Annotated in this window: 25 protein-coding genes; 11 read left to right on the forward strand and 14 right to left on the reverse strand. The window is 39.2% G+C overall.

The genetic code is table 11. The features are described from left to right. From Q0X72_RS04540 to Q0X72_RS04550, 3 genes are all read left to right on the forward strand, one after another. Nucleotides 1-1,060, forward strand: a 1,060-nt coding sequence (locus Q0X72_RS04540) for an NADH-quinone oxidoreductase subunit N (protein ID WP_297762454.1), incomplete at its 5' end; no start/stop codon positions are given. A gap of 6 nt (nucleotides 1,061-1,066) precedes the next feature. Next, complete coding sequence (locus Q0X72_RS04545) at nucleotides 1,067-1,405, forward strand: hypothetical protein (protein ID WP_297762456.1); 339 nt, start codon at nucleotides 1,067-1,069, stop codon at nucleotides 1,403-1,405. Between the two features lie 108 nt (nucleotides 1,406-1,513). After that, a complete protein-coding gene (locus Q0X72_RS04550; protein ID WP_297762458.1) occupies nucleotides 1,514-2,161 on the forward strand; it encodes a hypothetical protein in 648 nt (215 codons plus the stop codon). A gap of 4 nt (nucleotides 2,162-2,165) precedes the next feature. Here the strand turns inward: Q0X72_RS04550 and Q0X72_RS04555 are convergent, their stop codons facing one another. Together Q0X72_RS04555 and Q0X72_RS04560 are read right to left on the reverse strand one after the other, a co-directional pair. Next, entirely contained in the window at nucleotides 2,166-4,343 is a 2,178-nt protein-coding gene (locus tag Q0X72_RS04555; protein ID WP_297762460.1) for an acylase, read from the reverse strand. Nucleotides 4,344-4,345: 2 nt separating this feature from the next. Beyond that, entirely contained in the window at nucleotides 4,346-4,555 is a 210-nt protein-coding gene (locus Q0X72_RS04560; RefSeq protein WP_297762462.1) for an alkylphosphonate utilization protein, read from the reverse strand. 146 nt (nucleotides 4,556-4,701) lie between these two features. Between Q0X72_RS04560 and Q0X72_RS04565 the strand changes: the two genes are divergently transcribed. Next, nucleotides 4,702-6,438, forward strand: coding sequence for an ABC transporter ATP-binding protein (locus tag Q0X72_RS04565; protein WP_297762464.1), 1,737 nt, complete (start codon nucleotides 4,702-4,704; stop codon nucleotides 6,436-6,438). A 68-nt stretch (nucleotides 6,439-6,506) separates the two neighbouring features. On the opposite strand, the gene Q0X72_RS04570 is transcribed toward Q0X72_RS04565, so the two are convergent. From Q0X72_RS04570 to Q0X72_RS04600, 7 genes are all read right to left on the reverse strand, one after another. Beyond that, nucleotides 6,507-6,746 carry a NifU family protein gene (locus Q0X72_RS04570; protein ID WP_297762465.1) on the reverse strand — a complete coding sequence of 80 codons (240 nt, stop codon included), beginning with the start codon at nucleotides 6,744-6,746 and terminating at the stop codon, nucleotides 6,507-6,509. After that, nucleotides 6,746-7,888: an Mrp/NBP35 family ATP-binding protein gene (locus Q0X72_RS04575; RefSeq protein WP_297762466.1), complete on the reverse strand. Its 1,143-nt coding sequence runs from the start codon at nucleotides 7,886-7,888 to the stop codon at nucleotides 6,746-6,748. The genes Q0X72_RS04570 and Q0X72_RS04575 overlap by 1 nt, the downstream gene beginning before the upstream one ends. Before the next feature lie 146 nt (nucleotides 7,889-8,034). After that, nucleotides 8,035-8,379, reverse strand: a complete 345-nt coding sequence (locus Q0X72_RS04580; protein WP_297762467.1) for an MGMT family protein — start codon at nucleotides 8,377-8,379, stop codon at nucleotides 8,035-8,037. Next, complete coding sequence (locus tag Q0X72_RS04585) at nucleotides 8,372-9,010, reverse strand: LysE family transporter (RefSeq protein WP_297762468.1); 639 nt, start codon at nucleotides 9,008-9,010, stop codon at nucleotides 8,372-8,374. Before Q0X72_RS04585 ends, Q0X72_RS04580 begins: the two co-directional genes overlap by 8 nt. Then, nucleotides 9,007-9,684, reverse strand: a complete 678-nt coding sequence (gene trmB / locus Q0X72_RS04590; protein ID WP_297762469.1) for a tRNA (guanosine(46)-N7)-methyltransferase TrmB — start codon at nucleotides 9,682-9,684, stop codon at nucleotides 9,007-9,009. The genes Q0X72_RS04585 and trmB overlap by 4 nt, the downstream gene beginning before the upstream one ends. A 57-nt stretch (nucleotides 9,685-9,741) precedes the next feature. After that, entirely contained in the window at nucleotides 9,742-10,800 is a 1,059-nt protein-coding gene (locus Q0X72_RS04595) for an ATP-binding protein (RefSeq protein WP_297762470.1), read from the reverse strand. Further along, on the reverse strand, nucleotides 10,800-11,486 hold the full coding sequence (locus Q0X72_RS04600; RefSeq protein WP_297762471.1) for a response regulator transcription factor: 687 nt from the start codon (nucleotides 11,484-11,486) through the stop codon (nucleotides 10,800-10,802). The genes Q0X72_RS04595 and Q0X72_RS04600 overlap by 1 nt, the downstream gene beginning before the upstream one ends. 298 nt (nucleotides 11,487-11,784) lie before the next feature. On the opposite strand from Q0X72_RS04600, the gene Q0X72_RS04605 reads away from it, so the two are divergent. The 3 genes from Q0X72_RS04605 to Q0X72_RS04615 all read left to right on the forward strand — a co-directional run bounded on the left by Q0X72_RS04605 (nucleotide 11,785) and on the right by Q0X72_RS04615 (nucleotide 13,673). Continuing rightward, complete coding sequence (locus tag Q0X72_RS04605) at nucleotides 11,785-12,096, forward strand: T9SS type A sorting domain-containing protein (RefSeq protein ID WP_297762472.1); 312 nt, start codon at nucleotides 11,785-11,787, stop codon at nucleotides 12,094-12,096. A 191-nt stretch (nucleotides 12,097-12,287) separates the two neighbouring features. Further along, on the forward strand, nucleotides 12,288-12,611 hold the full coding sequence (locus Q0X72_RS04610) for a T9SS type A sorting domain-containing protein (protein ID WP_297762473.1): 324 nt from the start codon (nucleotides 12,288-12,290) through the stop codon (nucleotides 12,609-12,611). A gap of 84 nt (nucleotides 12,612-12,695) precedes the next feature. Then, nucleotides 12,696-13,673 (forward strand): acyl transferase, encoded by a 978-nt coding sequence (locus tag Q0X72_RS04615; RefSeq protein WP_297762474.1) that lies wholly within the window; start codon nucleotides 12,696-12,698, stop codon nucleotides 13,671-13,673. A 15-nt stretch (nucleotides 13,674-13,688) separates the two neighbouring features. Here Q0X72_RS04615 and tyrS read toward each other — a convergent pair whose 3' ends face one another. After that, on the reverse strand, nucleotides 13,689-14,984 hold the full coding sequence (tyrS, locus tag Q0X72_RS04620; protein ID WP_297762475.1) for a tyrosine--tRNA ligase: 1,296 nt from the start codon (nucleotides 14,982-14,984) through the stop codon (nucleotides 13,689-13,691). 101 nt (nucleotides 14,985-15,085) lie between these two features. On the opposite strand from tyrS, the gene Q0X72_RS04625 reads away from it, so the two are divergent. Then, nucleotides 15,086-16,102, forward strand: a complete 1,017-nt coding sequence (locus Q0X72_RS04625) for an NAD-dependent epimerase/dehydratase family protein (protein WP_297762476.1) — start codon at nucleotides 15,086-15,088, stop codon at nucleotides 16,100-16,102. Nucleotides 16,103-16,109: 7 nt separating this feature from the next. Here the strand turns inward: Q0X72_RS04625 and Q0X72_RS04630 are convergent, their stop codons facing one another. The 3 genes from Q0X72_RS04630 to Q0X72_RS04640 are packed head-to-tail and all read right to left on the reverse strand — an operon-like array spanning nucleotide 16,110 to nucleotide 18,419. After that, complete coding sequence (locus Q0X72_RS04630; protein WP_297762477.1) at nucleotides 16,110-16,355, reverse strand: DUF4296 domain-containing protein; 246 nt, start codon at nucleotides 16,353-16,355, stop codon at nucleotides 16,110-16,112. Next, entirely contained in the window at nucleotides 16,352-17,689 is a 1,338-nt protein-coding gene (locus Q0X72_RS04635) for a dihydroorotase (RefSeq protein WP_297762478.1), read from the reverse strand. The genes Q0X72_RS04630 and Q0X72_RS04635 overlap by 4 nt, the downstream gene beginning before the upstream one ends. 1 nt (nucleotide 17,690) lies before the next feature. Next, complete coding sequence (locus tag Q0X72_RS04640; RefSeq protein WP_297762479.1) at nucleotides 17,691-18,419, reverse strand: polyprenol monophosphomannose synthase; 729 nt, start codon at nucleotides 18,417-18,419, stop codon at nucleotides 17,691-17,693. A 131-nt stretch (nucleotides 18,420-18,550) separates the two neighbouring features. Between Q0X72_RS04640 and Q0X72_RS04645 the strand changes: the two genes are divergently transcribed. The 3 genes from Q0X72_RS04645 to Q0X72_RS04655 are packed head-to-tail and all read left to right on the forward strand — an operon-like array spanning nucleotide 18,551 to nucleotide 21,623. Beyond that, nucleotides 18,551-20,215: a glycosyltransferase family 39 protein gene (locus Q0X72_RS04645; RefSeq protein ID WP_297762480.1), complete on the forward strand. Its 1,665-nt coding sequence runs from the start codon at nucleotides 18,551-18,553 to the stop codon at nucleotides 20,213-20,215. Continuing rightward, on the forward strand, nucleotides 20,215-20,871 hold the full coding sequence (locus Q0X72_RS04650; protein WP_297762481.1) for a DUF4271 domain-containing protein: 657 nt from the start codon (nucleotides 20,215-20,217) through the stop codon (nucleotides 20,869-20,871). The genes Q0X72_RS04645 and Q0X72_RS04650 overlap by 1 nt, the downstream gene beginning before the upstream one ends. Before the next feature lie 5 nt (nucleotides 20,872-20,876). Then, nucleotides 20,877-21,623, forward strand: a complete 747-nt coding sequence (locus Q0X72_RS04655) for a uroporphyrinogen-III synthase (protein WP_297762482.1) — start codon at nucleotides 20,877-20,879, stop codon at nucleotides 21,621-21,623. 50 nt (nucleotides 21,624-21,673) lie between these two features. On the opposite strand, the gene pckA is transcribed toward Q0X72_RS04655, so the two are convergent. After that, nucleotides 21,674-23,290 carry a phosphoenolpyruvate carboxykinase (ATP) gene (gene pckA, locus Q0X72_RS04660; protein WP_297762483.1) on the reverse strand — a complete coding sequence of 539 codons (1,617 nt, stop codon included), beginning with the start codon at nucleotides 23,288-23,290 and terminating at the stop codon, nucleotides 21,674-21,676. Between the last annotated feature and the right edge of the window lies 1 nt (nucleotide 23,291).

Below are 23,291 nucleotides of genomic sequence, written 5' to 3' on the forward strand. Positions count from 1 at the left end.
ATCCGGTGATTTTTTAATGTTCTATTTAGGATTGGAATTGTCCACACTTCCTCTGGCTTCCCTGGCAGCTTTTGAAATATTTAAAATGAAATCGAGTGAAGCGGGGATAAAGCTCATTTTGTCATCGGCCCTGGCTTCCGGAATATCTTTGTTTGGTATTACACTATTATACGCCACAACAGGTTCAATCTATTTTGCTGATATTATTGGCTCAATTACCGGGAGTGATCTAACTATTTTGGGTATGGTCCTCTTTTTTGCCGGTTTGGGATTCAAAATTTCCCTGGTTCCATTTCATTTATGGACAGCTGATGTTTATGAAGGTGCCCCTATTCCAATTGCCTCATACTTATCGGTTATTTCCAAAGGGGCTGCGGTATTTATTCTGATGATCTTGCTGTTTACAGTTTTAAAACCGCTAATGCAGTATTGGGAAGACATGATATATGTGCTGGCTGTTCTTACTATGTTTATCGGTAATTTATTCGCATTACGACAACAGAATATGAAGCGTTTTCTGGCATTTTCTTCCATTGCCCAGGCCGGATTTATCCTTTTGGGATTAATTACAGGAGATCAATTAGGAACTGCTACTGTTGTCTATTTTGTATTAATCTATATTTTCTCAAATCTCGCTGCCTTTGGGGTTGTTCAGTCTATTTCATTACAGACAGGGAAAGAAAATATGAAAGATTATGAAGGACTCTACCGCACAAACCCGAAATTGAGTCTGGTGATGATGTTAGGACTCTTTTCCCTGGCAGGAATTCCACCCGTAGCAGGTTTTTTTGGTAAATTCTTCCTGTTCACGGCAGCTGCCAGCAAAGGATACTATCTGCTGGTATTTCTTGCTGTAGTGAACGTAACCATTTCCCTTTATTATTATCTGTTGGTAATACGCGCTATGTTCTTACGAACCAGTGAACATGCCATTCCTTTTTTTAAAAATAAGATCTATATGCGATTAGGACTAATAATCACCGTTGTTGGCATATTGTTGCTTGGGATCTATAGTCCTGTTTACGATTATATTTATTCATTAAGTGCTACGTTTAATTAAAAAGATATGGGCTTAGGAGGTAAACATATGTTTGGTAGTATTGAGGAAACCAGGGTGACCTTCGTAGAAAAAGGGGTAGATAAAGACCGCAGGGATTTCTTAAAAAAATTATTGGAGCACAACGGCTTTGAGGTGCTAACAGCGGAAGACAAAAAAAAGAGCGAAGAAGATCCACAACTCTATACAGTTGCCGTTACTGATATGGTTTTTAATCCTACTATTTGGATCTACCAACGCAAACTAAAAACCTTTGATGGTCATAAAGTAACTCCTGCGTATTGGAACCAGGAAACCATTGATACCAGACCTCAATATTGGGAAAGAAGATCCAAAAACAATCCTTGAAATTTTCAATAAATTAGCACAAGTCATAGAGGGCATTTATCGAATTTAACAACGATTTATATCCTCATGGCAGGGTATTTGCTACCTTTAACACGTAAAAGTGTTGCTATGAAAGCCTTTTCTACACTGTTTTTTATTTTGGGTTTTGTTGCGATTGGAATGTCACAAACGGATATTCCTAAAACACAGCCTTTGAAAATAGGGCCAAAACCAACACTGGATATTAAAGCCAGTCCTCAGCAAGGCAACGCACTTAGAATGCCTTCTGTGATAGATATGAGTAAGACTCCCAATCTAAAGGATTCACTCATGGCCAGAAATATCCAAATGCTCCCCGATAAAGAATTAAGACAAGCAGGATACGATCTGAAGATCGATCCAAAAGTTGGAGAGCGCGAAAAAGGGAATAGCAAAGAGCATTATGGAGATATGTATTTGGGGGATATTAAAACTACCTCCAAATTTGTTGGTATCGTCTGCCGCGATCATGAATATGTAGACGGAGACAGGGTAAAGATCTATGCCAATGAACAAGTGATAGATCCTAACATTCTACTAACGGGGAGTTTTAAAGGAGTCAACCTTACCCTTGAAAAAGGATTTAATCGCTTAGATTTTGAGGCCCTAAACCAAGGAACCTCGGGGCCAAATACGGCACAGGTAGACGTCTATGATGATATGGGTAAGCTTATTTACTCTAATAAATGGTTGCTTTCTACCGGTTCTAAAGCCTCCCTGATCATTGTAAAAGAATAGTCCCTTACCGTTTACCAGGCCGATAGGTCTCTTGTGCCCGTTTCATAACATCCTCCTTGTAGAAAGCCACATCTTTAAATTTTATATCGGCATAGGGTTGCGCCTGATCATCAAAATGCGGTGAAGAAGGATCCGCACTTTGTCCCCCTGCTAATATACTTTTTGCTTTCACTTTCTCCCCAAACTCAACTACGGCTACAAAGCTGTTACCTCGGGTACCATAGATCTTTTTGGTATTGTTGGTATAGCGTGCACCATATGCTGCCAGCGCTCCCCAGCGCCCGGAGGCAAAGCCAATAGGAATACTGGGTTTAGTATCATCAAAAGCCTGGCGAATATCACCATTAAGACGTTGATACCTGTTTACCTCACCCCATGGTATTACCCAGCTCCCAAAATCATTTTCGAGTTGCTTTAGGGTCATTTCAAATATTGTAATTCGTTCTTTGTGAGGGGAGTCAGACCCAAAATATGTCATGGCTTCCATATCGTTCATAGCATAAGGGCGAGCACCATCCCTGCCATAATTAGTACCGTAAAACTGCGCTAGGGTCATACCTATGGATTCCTTTGAGGTCTTGTAGTCCCATGCTCTAAGAAGTTCGATGGCCTTGGCCATTTCAGGGTCTTTAGGTTGAAATTTGTCATAGGCTTCCACTAGTCCGGGTATAAGCGCCGAAAATGCCGGCAAATAAGGATCATATGCCAGTTTAATAAGGCTATCTAAGGTATAGCCACTTCTGTTTCGCAATAATTCTATCGCATGAACCCCTCTGAAATTTTCCCGGTCAATAGACATATAGTTTGGATAATTCTCCTTTTTTGGGCTATGCTCAAGAGCCGAAGTAAACGGGGTCGAATTGCAATTTTGTAGCCACCCGTTCTGCGGATTCAAGACCAAAATATTTTCATCTACTGTATGTAATCCTTTCCAATCTGTTCTGGGATCTTTGCCTTCAACCGGTTGCGAATAATCATAGATCGTATCGCGCACCGGAATAAAATTACCATGGAAATAGGCAATATTCCCTTCTGCATCCGCATATACCGTATTGTTAGAAGAATTCGTACGGATATCCATCATCTCCCTGAACCCATCATACCCTTGTTGTTTTGAACGAATATAAGATTGCTCCAGTGCCTTTACCGGTTCCCACATCATGGCAGAGGCTACTACCCGATCTCCTTCCATATGTGTAATAGGTCCGTGGTGGGTCCTGTACGTTGGAAAGGTCTTTTCTTTCAACGCATCTCCCTCCTTATATTTTAGGGTCACTTCTGAGATTGTCACCGGCCGCAGTTCTTCTCCATATTGATAGAGCAGATCTCCCTCCTGGTCCACCACGGTTTCTACAAATTCATCCATGACATCGGTATAGGTTGAAGTGTGCATCCAGCCTGTTTTTTCATTAAACCCCTGATATATAAAAAACTGACCCCATGTTACTGCTCCATACGCATTTAGACCTTCTTCACTGACCGCATGAACCTCGCCCCTAAAATAGAATGAGGTATGGGGATTAATTAAAAGCATAGCATTGCCAGACTGTGTAAGCTTTCCTGAGATCGCAATACCATTGGATCCCTGAGGTTCCAGTTCAGCTTCTTTCTTTTCAAATTCAGCTTCCATAGCCTTGGGGAATGCAATTCCTTTTTCGTACATCGCCTGTATTTTTTGAGTACTTATGCGCTCTATATCGCCCCCAATAGACCCTTCACTAAAGTACATCGGCATCCATGGTTCAAATTTTGTCAGAAGTTTGGGTGTAACCTCCGGATGGGTATGTAAATAGTAATTTATCCCGGCGGCAAATGCATCGCATAGTTCTTTTAACCATTCCGGGCTTTTTTCATAGTTAGCAATGGCTTCTTCCTTTGTCATAAACAAATGTGCCCGCAGATCGCTATAAAGTTTTTCCTTCCCTTCTACCTCAGCCAGCCTTCCTGTAGCCCAGATATAGTTTTGCTCTACCCTGTTAAAATCGTCTTCACATTGAGCATATAACAATCCGAAAACGGCATCGGCATCGGTTTTTCCATATATATGGGGTACGCCAAAATCATCTCTTACAATGGTAGTGTTATCTGCATATGTCTCCCAACGTTCAAGATCGGAAGGCGTGTCTACAGCACTACAAGATGCAAGAAATAAAAAAACAAAAAGGAGTTGTATCTGTTTCATATCTAGGCTTTCTTTAAAAACTGTGTTTTTAATACAATAGTACTTTTCCCGATCCTGCATTCCACGGAATTAGAATCTGAGGTAAGTCTAATATTCTTTATCAGGTTCCCTCGCTTTAAGGTCTTCGACATTCCTTTTATCTTAAGATCCTTTGTGACATGTACATTGTCCCCATCTTCGAGAAGATTCCCATTACTATCCAGAGTTTCCATAGTGTAAATTTGTTGCAGCGTGAATTTACCAGACTTATTGTTGAAATACTAATTTAGAATAATATATCACAAGGGATTTGCTATATAAATTATGCTGATTTTATACGTAACTTGGGGGCCTTCTGGTAATAATCATCATTTCATTTATGGCCGATAAAAAAGTAAGCATTCTCAAAGCATTTAAGACCATTATTTGGCCCCGGCGAAATCTGGTTTTCATAGGTCTCATTTTAATAGTAATAAGCAAGGCTGCCAGTTTTGTGGCGCCAATGTCCCTTAAATATTTAATGGATGATATTATCCCCAATAAGGACCTCCCATTTTTAAAGCTCCTTATAGGAATTGTAATCATTGCTATTTTTGTGCAAGCAGTTACCTCTTTTCTATTGACAAAAATATTGAGCGTACAGGCACAGTACATGATCTCTGAGTTACGCGCCCAGGTACAACACAAGATCCTGACGCTCCCTATCCGATTCTTCGACAATACAAAGTCGGGTGAGTTAGTATCCAGGATCATGACAGATGTTGAGGGAGTAAGAAACCTCATTGGTACTGGTTTGGTGCAATTGGTAGGCGGATCCATCACGGCAATTGCGGCCTTGGTTCTCTTACTAAATATTAGTGTTTCTATGACCGTATTTGCACTAATACCTCTCGCCATATTTGCTGTAGTGGCCCTAAAAGCCTTCAAGATCATTCGTCCAATTTTTCGAAACCGTGGAAAAATCAATGCTGAAGTTACAGGTCGGCTTACAGAAACCCTGGGAGGGATACGGGTAATAAAAGGATTTAATGCGGAGGTACAGGAACACGATGTGTTTAAAGATGGTGTACATCGATTATACCAGAATGTAAAAAAAAGTTTAACTGCAACCGCCGTCATGACCAGCTCTTCCACCTTTCTTTTAGGGGTGGCTACCACAGGGATCATGGGCATTGGAGGTTATAAGATTATGAACGACCAGCTTACCCTGGGTGAGTTTTTAGAATTCACTTTCCTGCTCGGACTCATGGTAGCACCTATTGTACAAATGAGTAATATTGGCAGCCAGTTAAGTGAAGCATTAGCCGGGCTGGACAGGACTGAGGAGTTGATGAACATGACCGAAGAAGAAAATCTGGAAGATCGCACTATTACCATTGAAAAGATTAAAGGAGATATTGAATTCAAGGATGTTTATTTCGCCTATGAAGAGGAAAAAGAAGTGTTGCATTCCATTAGTTTTAAAGTTCCTTCTGGATCTGTTGTTGCACTAGTTGGCAGTTCCGGCTCAGGAAAAAGTACTATTGCCGGTTTGGCGGCCAGTTTTTTGAATCCGGATTCCGGAGTCATCACAGTAGACGGGAAGGATCTTTCAAAAATATCCCTAAATAGCTATAGAAAACATCTAGGCGTTGTGCTGCAGGACGATTTTCTTTTTGAGGGCACTATACGGGAAAATATACTATTCCCAAGGCCAGACGCGTCTGAAGAGAAATTATTGGAAGCCGTTAAAGCGGCATATGTCAATGAATTTACGGATCGTTTTGAAGAGGGTTTAGATACCCTGATTGGTGAAAGAGGAATTAAACTATCAGGAGGACAAAGACAACGTATTGCCATTGCCAGAGCTATTTTAGCAGATCCCAGGGTACTTATTCTGGACGAAGCTACCTCTAACCTCGATACCGAAAGCGAAGGACTCATTCAACAGAGTTTAGCGGCATTGACAAAGGGCAGAACCACCTTTGTTATTGCGCACAGATTAAGTACTATTCGCCGTGCAGATCAAATACTGGTCATTGAGGACGGTCGTATTGTGGAGCAAGGAAAACACGATGATCTAATCGCAAAAGAGGGGCGTTACTACAACCTGTTTACATACCAGGCCAGGATCTAGAACGCGGGAGTTAATTTGAAGGAGATTCTTATGGAAGTGATAGTATTCAATGTCTTAGACAGCATATATTAATCAACATTGATGACTTGTTCAATTTGAGGCACGTGCTTCTTAATGGTCATTTCCACACCACTTTTCAAGGTCATCTGATTAACACTACAGCCTACGCAGTTACCTTCTAAGCGTACTTTAACTGAATTGTTGTTTTCAATGGAAACCAGTGAAATGTCTCCACCGTCACTTTGTAAAAAGGGACGAATTTCATCCAGTGCTTTTTCAACATTTTTTCTAAGTTCCTCTGAAGTCATTACACTTTCTTATTAACTGCTGCACATCCAGCCATGGTAGTAATCTTTATAGCTTCGGTGGGAGGTAAACTCGTATTTCTCCGAACAATTTCCTGTACCACATTTTTCGTCATATCCTGAAAAGCCGTTTCCAAAGAAGTAGAAGTTTGCATTGCCGCAGGCCTACCTGCGTCACCCGCCTCCCGTATACTTTGAACCAGGGGTATTTCACCTAAAAAAGGTACGCCAATATCCTCTGCAAGACGTTGAGCACCTTCTTTTCCAAAAATATAATATTTGTTATCTGGTAATTCCTCTGGTGTAAAATAGGCCATATTTTCAACGATACCCAATACAGGTACATTGATCGCTTCTTGTTGGAACATGGCTACTCCTTTGCGTGCATCTGCTAGTGCAATTTCCTGAGGTGTACTAACTATTACAGCTCCCGTTATCGGTAATGATTGCATGATACTGAGATGTATATCTCCGGTTCCCGGAGGAAGATCTATGAGCATAAAATCTAATTCTCCCCAGTGGGCATCAAAGATCATCTGGTTCAAGGCCTTTGCCGCCATGGGTCCCCTCCAAACTACCGCTTGGTTAGGTTGTGTGAAAAATCCTATGGATAAAATTTTGAGTCCGTAACTCTCAATAGGTTTCATTTTCGATTTACCATCTACCTCAACAGCTAATGGTTTTTCCATAGCTACATCGAACATAATAGGAATTGAAGGCCCATAGATATCGGCATCCAGGATCCCCACTTTAAAACCCATTTTTGATAATGTCACTGCCAGGTTGGCCGTAATGGTAGATTTTCCTACCCCACCTTTGCCGGAAGCAACAGCAATGATATTTTGTATACCGGGAATAGGTTTCCCTTTTATCTCATTTACTTGGGGTTGAGTAGCAGCTTCTACCTTTAAATTTACCGTAATCTTTGCCTTCTCATAGACCTTCCTGTGGATGGTTTGAAGAATAGAAACCTCCGTTTTTTTGCGAGCCTGTAAACTCGGATTCTTGATGACAATATCTACCACTACTTCATCACCAAAGACCTGTATATTTTTAACCGCTCCGCTTTCTACCATATTCTGGCCTTCTCCCGGTACAGAGATGGTTTGCAGTGCTTCTAAAATGTCGTTTTTATTTAATTTCATCAGGATATACCCTTGAGTTAATGTAAAATGATTCTAAACAACAAAGATAGGACTTCATGCTGAGAATTGGAAAGATATGAATGGAAATGACTTATAGGATCATACCCCTTATTTATGGGTAATTAGAACTCTTATAGTACGTCATTCTACAATGGTTCTCCTAGTTCTTTCAGGGGATCCCAGAAGTGTTTTTTAAAATCGAGGATCTGATCATTCCTTACCAATATTCCTTCATTTTCCAGCAATTGCTGCATGAGTAGAGTGCCTTGAAAATGATGTTTCCCTGTAAGCAAGCCATTTCTGTTAACAACACGGTGTGCAGGAACTGTTTCACGGTCCCCAACATTATTCATGGCCCAACCTACCACCCGGGCACTCCTTGCAGAACCAAGATACCTGGCAATTGCTCCATAGGAGGTAACCCGTCCATATGGCACGTGTTTCACTATCTCATACACTCTTTCAAAAAAATGTTCTTTTTCATTATCCATGGTCCCTGTAAAATAAACGTATAATAGTGATGATCAATAAAATAACCATAAGAACACTAATAACATAATTGGAGTTCTTAGAGAAATTTTTAGTCTTCAATTCTAATTTATTAAAGTAGAAGGTATACAAATAGAGGACCGTAAAAGTACCGCTGCCAGCTGCCAGAATAAAGGTAGCAATATCCCAAGCTTGGAATTTGATCCAGCCAGAGGCATTCCACATTACGTTAAGCCCACTGTAATAAGGAATAGTCAATAAATTAAGTGCTGCCAATAACATCCCTTTAAAGAAGCTATTCTTCTTGCTCATTTTTACAATTCGGATCTTATTCGGCTTTATTTTTTTAGCCATTACAAAAAAATAAACAGCTAAGAAGGCAAAGATACCGAGTGCTATTTTCATTAAAAGATCTATGATCTCCGGGTTATTAAAAAGAAATTTTGAAATGAGAACTGCCAGATAGGCCTGCGTCATGATCATTGTAGAAACCCCAAGGCTAAAAATAATGCCATTATTCTTGCCTTTTTCTACGCTTGTTTTAGCTGCATTCATATTTAGAAGACCCGGCGGAACCGTTGCCATAAAGGCTGCCGAAAAAGTCACAAAAAATAGAATGAGCAGATGGGTCATACGGATGCGATCCTGAATTTCAAATAAGTGATTGGTTTTCCTTTCTCAAGATACTGATTTTCATAAAAGGTCTGTATTTCCATGACTTCCTTTGGGCTTCCTTCATTTCTGTAGATATCGTGATTGGCGTAAAGAATGTCTAATCCTAAGCCTTGTAGAAGCCCTAAAGTATAGCCATGCATAAATTCACTATCTGTTTTTAGATGAACTATTCCGTTTTTTTGCAGAACGCTCTTATACTTTTCCAAAAATTCAATATTGGTTAGTCTATGCTTGGTTCGTTTAAATTTAATCTGGGGATCAGGGAAGGTGATCCATATTTCAGACACCTCATTAGCTGCAAAAAGTTGGTCGATCAATGATATCTGTGATCTTAAAAAAGCTACATTCTTCTGGGAATTCTCCAAAGCCGTCTTGGCCCCTCTCCATAAACGGGCACCTTTTATGTCTATTCCTATAAAATTCTTATCCGAATATAATTTTGCCAATCCAACGGTGTATTCCCCTTTTCCACAGCCAAGTTCAAGCACTATGGGATTTGTATTTCCAAAAAATGTTGCCCACTTGCCTTTGAGTGAAAAAGTACCGGAAAGCACTTCATCCCTTTGAGGCTGAATTACATTCTCAAAAGTCTCGTTCTCCTTAAAGCGTTTTAATTTGTTTTTACTCCCCACTTAAATTCAGGAATTGATTCGTAACAAAGCTAAGGAATTAGTCAGATGAGGGGTAAATTAGGCCGACTGTTTCTTCGATTTTTCCAGAGTAAATGAAAATTCAGAACCCACCTCCACCACACTTTCCACATAGATCTTTTCACCATGGGCTTCAATAATGTGTTTTACGATTGATAGACCTAGTCCCGATCCTCCTTCTTTTCTACTTCCGCTCTTATCGATCCTGTAAAAACGTTCAAAGATCCGTGGTATATGCGACTCTGGTATTCCTTCACCATTATCAGTTACTCTAACTATGACCTTATTTTTAATAAGGTTTTCGACACTAACTTCTGTTGTTCCACCCGTATGACCATATTTTATTGAGTTAACGACCAAATTCGTAATGACCTGCTGAATCTTATCGCGATCGGCCCATACATAAACTGGGGTTTTATAATCCATATCGAAGGTGAGGCTAATATTTCTTTTACTAGCTTTCATCTCCAATAGTTCAAAAACATTTTGAATGAGTTCTATGACGTCAAAACTGCTTTCTTCCAAACTAAGATCGCCTACCTCTAATTTGGTGATGAGATCAAGATCTTTTACGATGTAAATGAGGCGCTCTACCCCTTTATTAGCCCGTTGCAGATACTTTTTTCTAACTTTTTTGTCTTCCAATGCCCCATCAAGTAAGGTTAAAATATACCCCTGGACAGTAAATAGTGGTGTCTTGAGTTCATGGGAGACATTCCCCAAAAAATCCTTCCTGTATTCTTCTCTGATCTTCAGTGTATCGATCTCAATTCTTTTGTCTTTTGCAAACTTCTCAATTTCGGAGGTGAGCGTAGCCATGTCTGTAGTAATTGGCCCGGATGCAAAAGAGGTAGACTCTAAAAGAGAAACATCGTCGTATATTTTTTTGATCCTTTTATAAATAAATTTTTCTACCCTGATTTGTATAATGAAAAAAGAAATGCCAAAGATTAAGAGTGCAAATAGAACCATGAATGGCAAATAGTTCCAAAGATCTGCAAGGTAGGTCACTCCCAGAATAAATACGGTGAGGGCAACCGATATATACAAGGAAGATCTGAAAGCAAACTTGTAAGATTTCCTTAGTTTAATGGCCATTACAATACAAACTTATATCCCACCCCCTTTACGGTTTTGAAATGGTGATCGCCGATCTTCTCTCTTAATTTTCGAATATGAACGTCAATTGTGCGCCCTCCAACAATCACTTCCTGCCCCCAAACCTTATCGAGAATAACCTCCCTCTTAAATACCTTATCTGGTTTTGAGGTTAAAAGTGATAATAATTCAAATTCTTTACGGGGTAGGATAATTTCCTTCCCCTTATTTACAACTTTGTATTCTTCCCTATTAATTACAATGTTCCCAACTTTCTTGATGTCTGCTTGCGGCTCTTCGGACTTTTTAAGTCGTCTCAATAATGCTTTCACCTTACTCATAAGAACTTTAGGTTTTACGGGTTTGGTGATATAATCATCTGCTCCTGCATCGAAACCGGCTACCTGAGAATAGTCCTCGCCCCTGGCAGTGAGAAATGTAATGATCGTATCTTCAAGTCCTACCGTATTTCGAATTTTTTCACAGGCTTCTATGCCATCCATCTCGGGCATCATAACATCTAAAATGATAAGGTGGGGCTTTTTTTTCTTCGCTTTCTCTACGCCTTCTAAACCGTTCTTTGCTGTTGAAACCTGATAGCCTTCCGAAATTAGATTGTATTTCAAAATTTCCAAAATATCTGGTTCATCATCAACAAGGAGAATTCGAATGTCTTGCTTCTTCATCGGTTTCATGTTTGGTGATCCTTCCAAAAGTATAAATAAATAGTACACTCCTTGAATACATCTATTTTAATTAACGAACATAACATTTTTATAACATTGGGCACAGTTGCCTATGGTAAGTTTGGAGGTGTTTTTTATACCAGATTTCAGAAAAAATACTCAAAAAAAAGAATGATTGATGCTCTAAATGTTAATAAAGATGCATTTCATCGATTTTCTTAACCAGAATAGACCTTCTGAGGACTTTGAATTATTAAAACAATTATATTTGTTTACAGATCTCTGTAACCCCTTCTGTATGAAGCACTTCTACCTACTGGCTTTTTTATTAATTTTCTCTACCGGACTTGCACAGGATAAGCAGGTAAACCCGGGAGATATTGCTGGTTTTACCTTATATCCTAACCCTGTTGTTAGCGGTAAAGTATATATCGAAACCCAGGCCAATGCCCCAAAAAAAGTACTGATCTTCGATGTTTTAGGCACTTTGGTCATTGAAACAACCATACTGGGTAAAGAACTCAATTTGACGGATCTTGATGCCGGGGTATATGTGCTGCGTGTTTTTGAAAAAAACAAGGTCGCCACACGTAAATTGATCGTAAAATAGTTTTATTCTCCGAAAGTTAGCATCTCAGTACTTCCATTTTTGCGAATTGTCTTTATCGATGAAAAGATTCATTTTATCGACGAATTACCATCTTAAAATTTTTCACCTACATTTTTATTTATTTCACAACAAATTCTATGCATTCCTAAGTCCTTGAACTATTTTTAAGTGTTGATCCCAAATCAATATTGATGAAAATACTCTACTTAACCTCTTTTTTGCTCATTTCTGTATGGGGTTATGGGCAGGATAATGCAACCTTGGTTTCTGCCTCATCACAAGAGATCCCTAATTTTAAATTGTACCCTAATCCCGTATACGGTGATGCGGTGTATATTTCTTCAGATTACAATGACACCAAACTTGTCACCGTCTATGACGTTTTGGGTGAAGTAGTGCTAACAGATAGAATCTCAACAAACACACTTAACATTTCACAATTGGTTCCAGGTGTTTATGTCCTTCAGGTTACAGAAAGACAAAAATCCATGACCCGGAAATTGGTTGTAAAATAAAGTACAAATTCTTCTTCTTTCATTTTGAACAGCCTTCCTTAAAGGGTTCTAATTTTGCCTATTTTTGCAGGAGTACCGTTCCCCATGGACACAACAAGTTTTTTAGGCATCAAAAACAGTCAAGAATTTTCTTCCAACGCACTTGAGGTATTCAATTTTCAGTATCGGAATAATGAGGTCTACCATGAATTCTGTGACTTCCTTGGCATTGTTGCTTCCAAAGTAAAGTGCATTGAAGACATTCCTTTTTTACCCATTGAATTTTTTCGTACAAAAGAGGTACTAAGCACTAGCAAAAAACCCTCCTTAGTTTTTAGCAGTAGTGGCACTACCGGTAGTAACCTCAGTAAGCATTATGTGGCCGAAATATCTCTGTACCAACAAAGTTTTCGAACGGGGTTTAAACTATTTTACGGCGATGTAAGGGAGTATTGTATTTTAGCTTTGCTTCCATCTTATTTAGAAAGGGAAGGATCGTCCCTGGTTTATATGGTAAATGATCTTATCCAACTAAGTGATCATCCTGAGAGCGGTTTTTATTTAGAGGACCAGGATGTCCTGGCACAAAAATTAATGCGTTTGGATTCCCAGGGAGTTAAGGTCTTACTCATTGGTGTTTCCTTTGCCTTGCTCGATATGGCAGAGGCCAATTCCTTTCAATTAATGAATACTATCATTATGGAGACAGGGGGCATGAAAGGCAGGAGGAAGGAATTGATACGCGAAGAACTTCACGATAAGATAAAATTGGGATTCGGGATCAATACTGTTCATTCTGAATATGGTATGACAGAATTACTGTCGCAAGCCTATTCTAAAGGCAATGGTATCTTTTATACCCCGCCATGGATGAAGGTTTTAGTTAGAGACACAGAGGATCCACTAAGTTGGCATCCCGAAGGCAGATCTGGGGGCATCAATATCATTGATTTGGCCAACTTATACTCCTGCTCTTTCCTGGCTACCCAAGATCTGGGTAAAATTAGAGAAGATGGTGGGTTTGAAATTCTAGGTCGTTTTGACCATGCAGACGTCCGCGGTTGTAATTTGATGGTTCTCTAAATCTATAATTATAGCCTACTCAATTACTAAAACGAAGTAATTCTTCTTACCTCGTTGAAGAAGCACATAACGATCTTTAATAAGGTCCGATTCTTTTATCATAAAGTCCTCAGCTACCTTTTCTTTGTTTACTGAGATCGAATTTTGTTTTAGCTCTCTTCTTGCCTCCCCGTTGGAACTTAAAAAACTTGTTTTTGCCGAAAGGGCAGCTATCATGTCTAGTCCATTTTCCAAATCATCTCTGGAAACCGTAGCTTGAGGTACCCCATCAAACACTTCCAGGAATGTATGTTCATTTAATTTTTTAAGATGTTCTGAAGTAGAATTGCCAAATAATATGGTCGTGGCTATTTGGGCATTATCCAGATCATCTTGAGAGTGAACCATCACTGTGATCTCCTCTGCCAGACGTTTCTGCAAAGTCCTTAGATGGGGTGCTTTTGTGTGTTCTTCAACCAGTCTTTCAATTTCTTTCTCTGATAAAAAGGTAAATATCTTGATATATTTTTCAGCATCCGCATCAGAAGTATTTAACCAGTACTGATAAAATTTATACGGAGAAGTTCTATGAGCATCCAGCCAGACATTTCCATCTTCGGTTTTGCCAAATTTAGTGCCGTCTGCCTTCGTAATAAGCGGACAGGTTAGGGCAAATCCCTTCCCACCTTCAATGCGCCGTATCAATTCTGTCCCCGTAGTAATATTACCCCACTGGTCACTGCCACCCATTTGCAGGGTACAATTGTAATGTTGATATAGATAAAGGAAATCATACCCCTGTACGAGTTGATAGGTAAACTCTGTAAAAGACATTCCTTCCTTAGCTTCTGCATCCAGTCTTTTTCTGACCGAATCCTTGGCCATCATATAATTAACGGTAAGGTGTTTGCCCACATCACGGACAAAATCAAGAAAAGAAATATCTTTCATCCAGTCGTAATTATTCACTAATACCGCAGCATTATCGGAGGTAGAACCGAAATCCAGGAAACGAGACAGTTGCTCTTTGATCGCTTCTTGATTTAATCGTAAGGTAGTTTCATCCAGTAAATTCCGTTCTGTTGATTTTCCTGAAGGATCTCCGATCATCCCTGTGGCTCCTCCAATAAGTGCATAGGGTTTATGCCCTGCTAATTGAAAATGCCGGAGCATCATTACTCCAACCAGATGTCCTATATGTAGGGAATCGGCTGTAGGATCTATCCCTACATAGGCAGTTTGCATCCCGGTTAATAGGTGTTCTTCCGTGCCGGGCATGGCATCGTGCAACATACCTCTCCATTTCAATTCTGCAACAAAATTTGAATCCATCTAGTGTAATTTTCTTCCAACCTTGCAAAGATAGAAGAAATCCTATTTAGCCAAAGGTTGGCCGGGTAAATATATCCATTGGATTTGAGTACTTTAGAACCATGATTTTAGTAACAGGAGGTACCGGATTATTAGGATCTCATCTCTTATGGCGATTAGTACAAAAAGAAGTGCCTGTGAAGGCCATTTACAGGTCGGAAGGAACACTGAAAGAGGTGAAGACCATTTTTTCATATTATACAGATAAGGCTTCGAATTATTTTGATAAAATAACTTGGATCAAAGCGGATATTACAGATGTGCCGTCTCTTGAAGAAGCTTTTGTTGGGGTAACCCATGTATATCACACAGCAGCATTACTCTCGTTTAATCCAGCGGCTTGGGAATCCTTAAAAAAAATTAATGTAGAGGGAACTGCCAATATTGTAAACCTCTGTATTGCCCATAATATTGAAAAATTATGCTATGCGAGCTCCATTGCTGCCATAGGAAAATCCCTTGATGAAACTACGGTTACTGAAAAGAATGAATGGTTAGACTCTGAGAAAAGTGTCTATGCACTTTCAAAGCACCGTGCAGAAATGGAAGTTTGGAGAGGTTCTCAGGAGGGATTGAAGGTGGTGATCGTTAATCCCGGTATTATTCTTGGCCCTGGTAATTGGGATCATGGAAGTCTCCGACTATTCAAGAATGCCGCCAAGGGTATGCGTTCATATTTCCCTGGTGGAACCGCTTTTGTATCCGCAAACGATGTTGCTTCTATAATGACACAGTTGATGCATTTGGACATCTATAATGAAAGATATATTGCGATAGCAAAAAATATGAGCTATCAGGAATTGTTTACAATGATTGCTTCATCCTTTGAGGTTCGGATACCTACAAAAAAGATTCCTTTTTGGCTTTTAGAAACAGGGTGGAGAATAGATTGGCTAATTCATCTTTTCCTCAGAACAAGACGAAAACTCATTAAAATTACTGTAAAATCGCTGCGCAAAAGGCAACTTTACAGTTCTCAGAAATTAGAAAAAACCTTGGGTTTTAATTTTGAGACTATGGACAAGTGCATAGATTTTTCCTGTAACATTTTTAAAAAGAGATATCCCGATTTCTTTTAAGTACTTCTTAGTCGCTTTTTACAAATTGTAAACTATCAACACCATATTGCTCAAAGAGAAAATAGGTGGGCGAATCAAAATGCTCTTCAAGTAGAGCAGAATTAGTGCTTTTGGCAGCATTTAATATTGCAAGGTCATATAGCAATTGTGTCATTTTTTCTCGGGGAATGAGATCATCAGGTTTTTCAATGATCCTTTCCACACAAGAAGTAAACATTACAATTCCTAAGATGAGAGAAAGAAGTTTTTTCATGGTCTATTAAATGTTAATCGTTTGGCATTAAGGTCTGTTGAAAATTTTCCATTGTTGAAAGCCAAATGACCATTCACAAATGTGTGGGTGATCTTTGATTTAAAACTTGTCCCTTCAAAAGGAGACCAGCCACACTTGTATAATATATTGCTCTTGTTTACTTCCCAAAGTTCATTTGGATTAACCACCACAAGATCCGCAAAATACCCTTCTCTTAAATATCCACGATCTTTTATCTGAAAAAGAATAGAAGGATTATGGCACATTTTGGTCACCATGGCTTCCATACTGATCTTCCCTTCCAGCGCTTTCTCCATCATTGCGGGCAATGCATGCTGCACTAAAGGACCTCCCGACGGAGCTTTTAAATATTTTTGATCTTTTTCTTCAAGTGTATGAGGAGCATGGTCTGTAGCCAATATATCAATACGGTTGTCTAAAAGCCCCTGCCAAAGCTGTTCCCTGTCACTAGCCTTCTTTATAGCCGGATTCCATTTGATATGCGTTCCATATTGCTTGTAATCTTCCTCTGAGAACCATAAATGATGAAGACAGACCTCGGCTGTTATCTTTTTATCTTCTAACGGGATATCATTTTGGAATAAGGAAAGTTCTTTTCCGGTAGACACATGAAATACATGAAGTCGGGCCCCGGTTTTTCGCGCAAGCGCCACAGCCTTGGAAGAAGACAGGTAACAAGCCTCCTCACTGCGGATCAAGGGATGGCATTTTATCGGAATATCCTCGCCGAACTTTTCTTTATACGAACTTAGGTTTTGTTTAATGGTAGTCTCATCCTCACAATGAGTAGAAATAACCATCTCAGTATTATTAAATATCTGTTCTAACACCACCTCATCATCAACAAGCATATTCCCGGTTGAGGATCCTAAAAAGAGTTTCACTCCAGAGCAGGCATTCTTATCTAATTTTTTTAATTCCTCCAGATTATCATTTGTTCCGCCAAAGAGAAAAGAGTAGTTAGCAAAGGAGGACCGGGCCCCCATTGCAAATTTCTCTTCTAATTTCTTTATCGTCGTAGTTTGAGGAATGGTATTCGGTTGTTCCATAAAAGTAGTGATCCCACCGGCAATTGCCGCCCTGCTTTCAGTGGCTATTGTTCCCTTATGGGTTAATCCCGGTTCCCTGAAATGAACCTGATCATCTATAATGCCAGGCAATAGATAATGTCCCTTGATGTCTATGACGGTAGCAGTATCTGAAGTAATGGTTTTTGCTATTTTAGCAATCCTTTCACCTTCTATAAGAAGGTCTCCTTCCCATTGTTTTCCCTCATTAATAAGAATTGCATTCTTTAAGAGCGTTTTTCTCATTCTAAAACCCATTTATCTTGAACAAACTACGAATTCTCATACTAATCACGCCAAAGATCGCTTCCCAGATAATAGAAGAACTCATCTTGGACTTCCCTTTTTCACGATCTGTAAATATGATAGACACCTCTTCTATTTTAAATTTCATTAAATGGGCCCTGTACTTCATTTCTATCTGAAAGGCATATCCAATAAACTTAACAGCGTCTAAATCCAAGGCCTCCAAAACATGCCTCTTATAACAAACAAAACCAGCAGTGGGGTCATGAACACGCATTCCCGTAATTATCTTAACATAAAACGAAGCCCCATAAGAAAGTAATACTCTGTACAAAGGCCAATTCACCACATTTACCCCTTTTTTGTACCGAGAACCCACAGTAACATCTGCCCCGTTCACACACGCCCTGTATAAACGTGTTAGATCCGATGGTCTGTGAGAGAAGTCGGCATCCATTTCAAAAATATAGAGATATTCCCTTTTCAAAGCCCATTTAAATCCGTGAATATAAGCAGTTCCTAAACCGGCTTTTTCGGTCCTAACTTCCAAAAATAATTTTCCTTCGTATTTGTTCTGTATAGCCCGGACTGCCTCAGCAGTGCCGTCTGGTGAATTGTCATCTACCACTAAAACATGGAATTCCTTTGGAAGGTTGAAAACAGCAACTATAATGTCTTCAATATTCTCAAGTTCATTGTAGGAGGGGATAATAACTAAACTGTCTGTCATCGAAAGGTGGCAATTATGGCAAAAATAGTGCTTTAATGCGACTGAACCGAAATCATACTTTAATTTTCTTCCTCGAATAAACTTAGGGTTACGTGCTATTATTTGTAATTTTGACACGAATTCGATCTAGAATGAAACAAAAGTTTCCTGCAGCATTCCTTTATTTTCTGGCCGCCGTTTTAATATTGAATATTCTTCAGGCGGCAATTACAGAATTGATCTTTGACGAGGCGTACTATTGGTATTACGCCAAGGATCTGGCCTGGGGATACTTTGATCATCCTCCTATGGTGGCCTTTTTGATCTCCCTGGGGAGCACCTTATTTAATGGAGAATTAGGGGTCAGATTATTAAGTTGTTTATTAGGTGTGGGCACTATGATAATATTGTGGTTGCTCATAGATAACCCAAAAAAGAAGGAATACATTCCGCATTTCTTTGTGTTGATCCTATCAATGACCCTGATTCAGGCCTATGGATTCCTAATGTTGCCAGATACCCCACTGTTGTTTTTTACCGCTTTGTTCTTTTTGGTCTATAAGAAATTTATTAATGCTCCGGGAATGCTTATTTCTTTGTTCTTGGGAATTGTGATGGCCGCTTTGATGTACAGTAAATACCATGCCTTTTTGGTGATCTTTTTTGTCCTTCTCTCCAATTTAAAACTCTTAAAAAACCACTTTGCCTGGGTTGCCGTCCTTGTCTCACTACTTTGTTATACCCCGCATTTCCTCTGGCTTTATGAGAACGATTTTGTATCCATTAAATATCATCTATTTGAAAGGCCAAACAGACCCTATGAATTCTTTGATTTTACACTGGGCTATTTTTTGAACTTACTAGCCATTTTTGGGCTAACCTTTCCTTGGATATACAAAGCATTGATCAAATCTAAAGGGAAGGATCAATTTAATCGGGCCTTGTTATTTGTCAGTTATGGAATCTTATTATTTTTCTTGCTTTCAAGTCTGCAGCGCAGGGTACAAACACAATGGATCATTCTAATTTGCATTCCCATGGCCGTAAATGCCTACGAATATATGTTGGAATACCCAGGGGCCAGAAAATGGATAGTACGCCTGGGATTGGCAAATATTGCCATTTTACTTTTTCTTAGAATTGGATTGGTATACGAGCCACTGTTCCCCGTGGTTTATGAGACGCATGGAAATAAAGCCTGGGTTGGAAAGATCACTTCACAAATAGGGAATATTCCTGTTGTTTTTAAAAATTCCTACAGGATGGCGCCTATGTTTTCTTATTATTCCGGCAATTCTTCTTTTTCATTAAATGATGTAAATTATCGAGAAAATCAATATTCTATAGATGAATCTGAAGAAGTGGTACGCGGTCAGAAAGTACTTTTTGTTTCTGGAAAAATGAAGGAAGGTGGTATTTCTTTTACTATGCCAGACAGTACTTTACTTTATGGGATCTATGTAAATCCTTTTGAATCTTTCAGAAAGTTGAAAACCCGGTTAAACTTAACCCTGAATGCCAAAACAGATCGCAATTCTTCTTTTATGGTTTACAATCCATATTCATTCGCAGTTCCAATCAGTAAACTTAAGTTTGGCTTGGTTATAATGGATAGTTATAAACGGGTCTTGGAAATAGTTCCGGTAAAAGCGCTTCCCAAAGGGGAAATCATAGACCTGCTTGCACCTATGGCTGAGCATGAATTTGAATTTACATTGCCAAATTTCTCCTATGAAAAGGCTAGCTATTTGAAAATAGTGATTTCAGAAAATGGACTATCCTGGGGTTTGAACGGCGAAAAATTAAAGTTAGACTAATGGAGCCGGTACTAAGAGAAATTGGAAAAGTAGACTGGATCACACTGATCATTTTTTCGAGTGTAATATTTCTCGTGCTTGCCAAAAGTCTGTTTTATGGCCGTTTTCTAAATTTTATGATTCTTCCTTTTAATAACAAGTACATTTTTCTCTATAACAAGAAGGACCGTTTGATGAATTGGTTTCATATTTTTTTTACTGCTTTTCAATTACTTAATTTATCCTTGTTCCTGTACCTGGCGATCTCCATTTATAAGCCCAATGAAGTAGTGCCGTCACCCTTATTATTTACACTTATCCTTGGCCTTGTTTTTTTATTTCTTTTTATCAAGATCCTAATTCAATTAGGCAATAGTACCATCTTTAATAATCAATATGTAATTACCGAGATCCTCTTTAAAAAGATCTCCTATTTGAATTATAGCAGTCTTGTTATGTTTCTAGCCAATGTGCTATTGACATACGTTTTTATGGGATCTAAGACAGTTGTAATTTTATGTAGTGGTCTTATTTTACTTATTCTTATTCTTGGTTGGGTCACAATAATTAAAACGCATCTTAAGTTCCTTACGAGCCACTTTTTCTATTTTATTTTGTACCTTTGCGCTCTTGAAATTGCCCCGATTATTATTATTGTGAACGCTCTAAAAGTTTGATATCTATGAAAATCAAAACGATTTTGGTTTCCCAGCCAGAACCTAAGATGGAAAACTCTCCATACTTGCGGCTTATTGAAAAACAGCACGTACGAGTAGATTTCAGGCCTTTTATCCACGTGGAAGGAGTAAACGCAAAATCGGTAAGGCAACAAAAAATAGATCTCAATGACTTTACTGCTATTATATTAACGAGTAGAAACTCGGTCGACCATTTTTTCCGTATTGCTGAGGAGATGAGATTTAAGGTGCCTGATTCGATGAAATACTTTTGTCAGTCAGAAGCAGTTGCTTATTATCTTCAGAAATACGTGATATACAGGAAGCGTAAAATCTATGTGGGGAAACGCAATTTTACAGATCTGCAAACCTTGTTCAAAAAATATAAGGAAGAAAAATTCTTACTGCCATCCTCCGATGTATTAAAAAGCGTTGTCCCGGATATCCTCAATGAGATGAACCTAAATTGGACAAGAGGTATTTTCTATAAGACCGTTATAAGTGATCTTTCGGATCTGCGTAATGTGTATTATGACGTCCTGGTATTTTTCAGTCCTTCCGGTATCGAGTCGCTTTTAAAGAATTTCCCCGATTTTGAACAAAATGAGACAAGAATTGCGGTTTTTGGTAATTCTACTATTGCAGCGGCTACAGATGCTGGCTTAAGAATAGACATTCAGGCGCCTACGCCAGAAACTCCTTCTATGACCATGGCCTTACAGAAATATATTACAAGTGTCAACAAGAAATAATTCTTGATCAGATCATATAAAAAAAGCCTCCCAACGGAGGCTTTATTCTTTTAAAAAGCATATCGTTGTGGCCCACCCCTACGAATCTCCTCATTTGCATATGACTCAAATTTTATGAAATTCTCGCGGAAGGCATTAGAAAGTTTAAAGGCAGTTTTATAATAAGCCTCGTCATTGTTCCATGTTGCTCTGGGACTTAAAACGCTGGTAGGAACTCCGGGGCACGATCTTGGTTGAGCTACTCCAAAAACCGAATGGATATGATACGTATCATAGGAATACAATCCTAAATCCCCGTTTAAAGCAGCATGAATCATAGCCCGGGTGTATTTTAATTTCATTCTTGTTCCCACACCGTAAGGCCCACCGGTCCATCCGGTATTCACTAGCCATACATTTACTCCGGATTCTTTCATTTTTCTACTGAGCATTTCTGCATATTTTGTAGGATGTAATGGCATAAATGGTGCACCAAAACAAGCTGAAAAAGATGGTATTGGTTCAACAACCCCTGCTTCTGTTCCTGCCACTTTTGCCGTATATCCCGAAATAAAATGATATGCTGCCTGACTTGGTGTTAATTTACTGATAGGAGGAAGTACCCCAAATGCGTCTGCCGTTAAAAAGAAAATATTCTTAGGGTTTTTTCCAATAGATGGTTGCTGGATATTATCTATATGATAGATGGGATAACTAACACGAGTATTTTGAGTGATAGATGTGTCTTCAAAGTCTACGTTCCCTTCGTCATCCATGATCACATTTTCCAGGATCGCCCCTTTTTTAATGGCATTATAGATCTCAGGCTCATTCTCCTGGGATAAATTGATAACCTTGGCATAGCATCCACCTTCAAAATTAAAAATGGTGTCCTCTTTCGTCCAGCCATGTTCATCATCGCCTATTAGTCTGCGATGTGGATCTGTTGACAATGTGGTCTTACCAGTGCCAGATAATCCAAAAAATATGGCGGTGTCTCCTTTTGGACCCACATTGGCTGAACAGTGCATAGGGAGGATATTGTGGTAGACGGGGAGTAGAAAGTTTAAGGCAGAGAAGATGCCTTTTTTTATCTCTCCTGTATATCCTGTACCACCTATAAGAGCAATTTTCCTGGTGAAGTTTAAAATAGCAAAATTGTGCTGTCTGGTCCCGGAAGTAGCTGCATCAGCCAAATATCCAGGCGCATTTAGAACGATCCAATCTACAGAAAATGATTCCAATTCCTTATCAGTAGGTCTAATGAACATGTTCGATGCAAACATACTAGACCATGGATATTCTGTAATAACTCTGATTCCCAGCTGATATTCCTTGTCTGCACAGGCAAAACAATCTCGTACATAGACTTCTTTGTCTGAAAGATAGGATGCTACTTTTTCGTAAAGCACATCGAATTGATCCGGATCGAAAGGCTTATTAATTGGCCCCCACCATACCTTATCCTCGGTAATTTCATCTTTCACAATAAATCGATCCTGAGGTGCCCTACCTGTGAACTCCCCTGTATTAACAGCCAGAGCACCAGATGAGGCTTCAGTACCCATCCCTCGTTCAATGGTCATATCATGCAGCATATCCGGGGCTAATTGATAATGAATATGTTTGCTTTCAATACCATATGCATGTAACGAAATCGATTTCGTAGATGGGTTAGAATAAGTCATA

It is taken from the genome of uncultured Muriicola sp., assembly GCF_947258935.1.
Taxonomy (GTDB): domain Bacteria; phylum Bacteroidota; class Bacteroidia; order Flavobacteriales; family Flavobacteriaceae; genus Muriicola.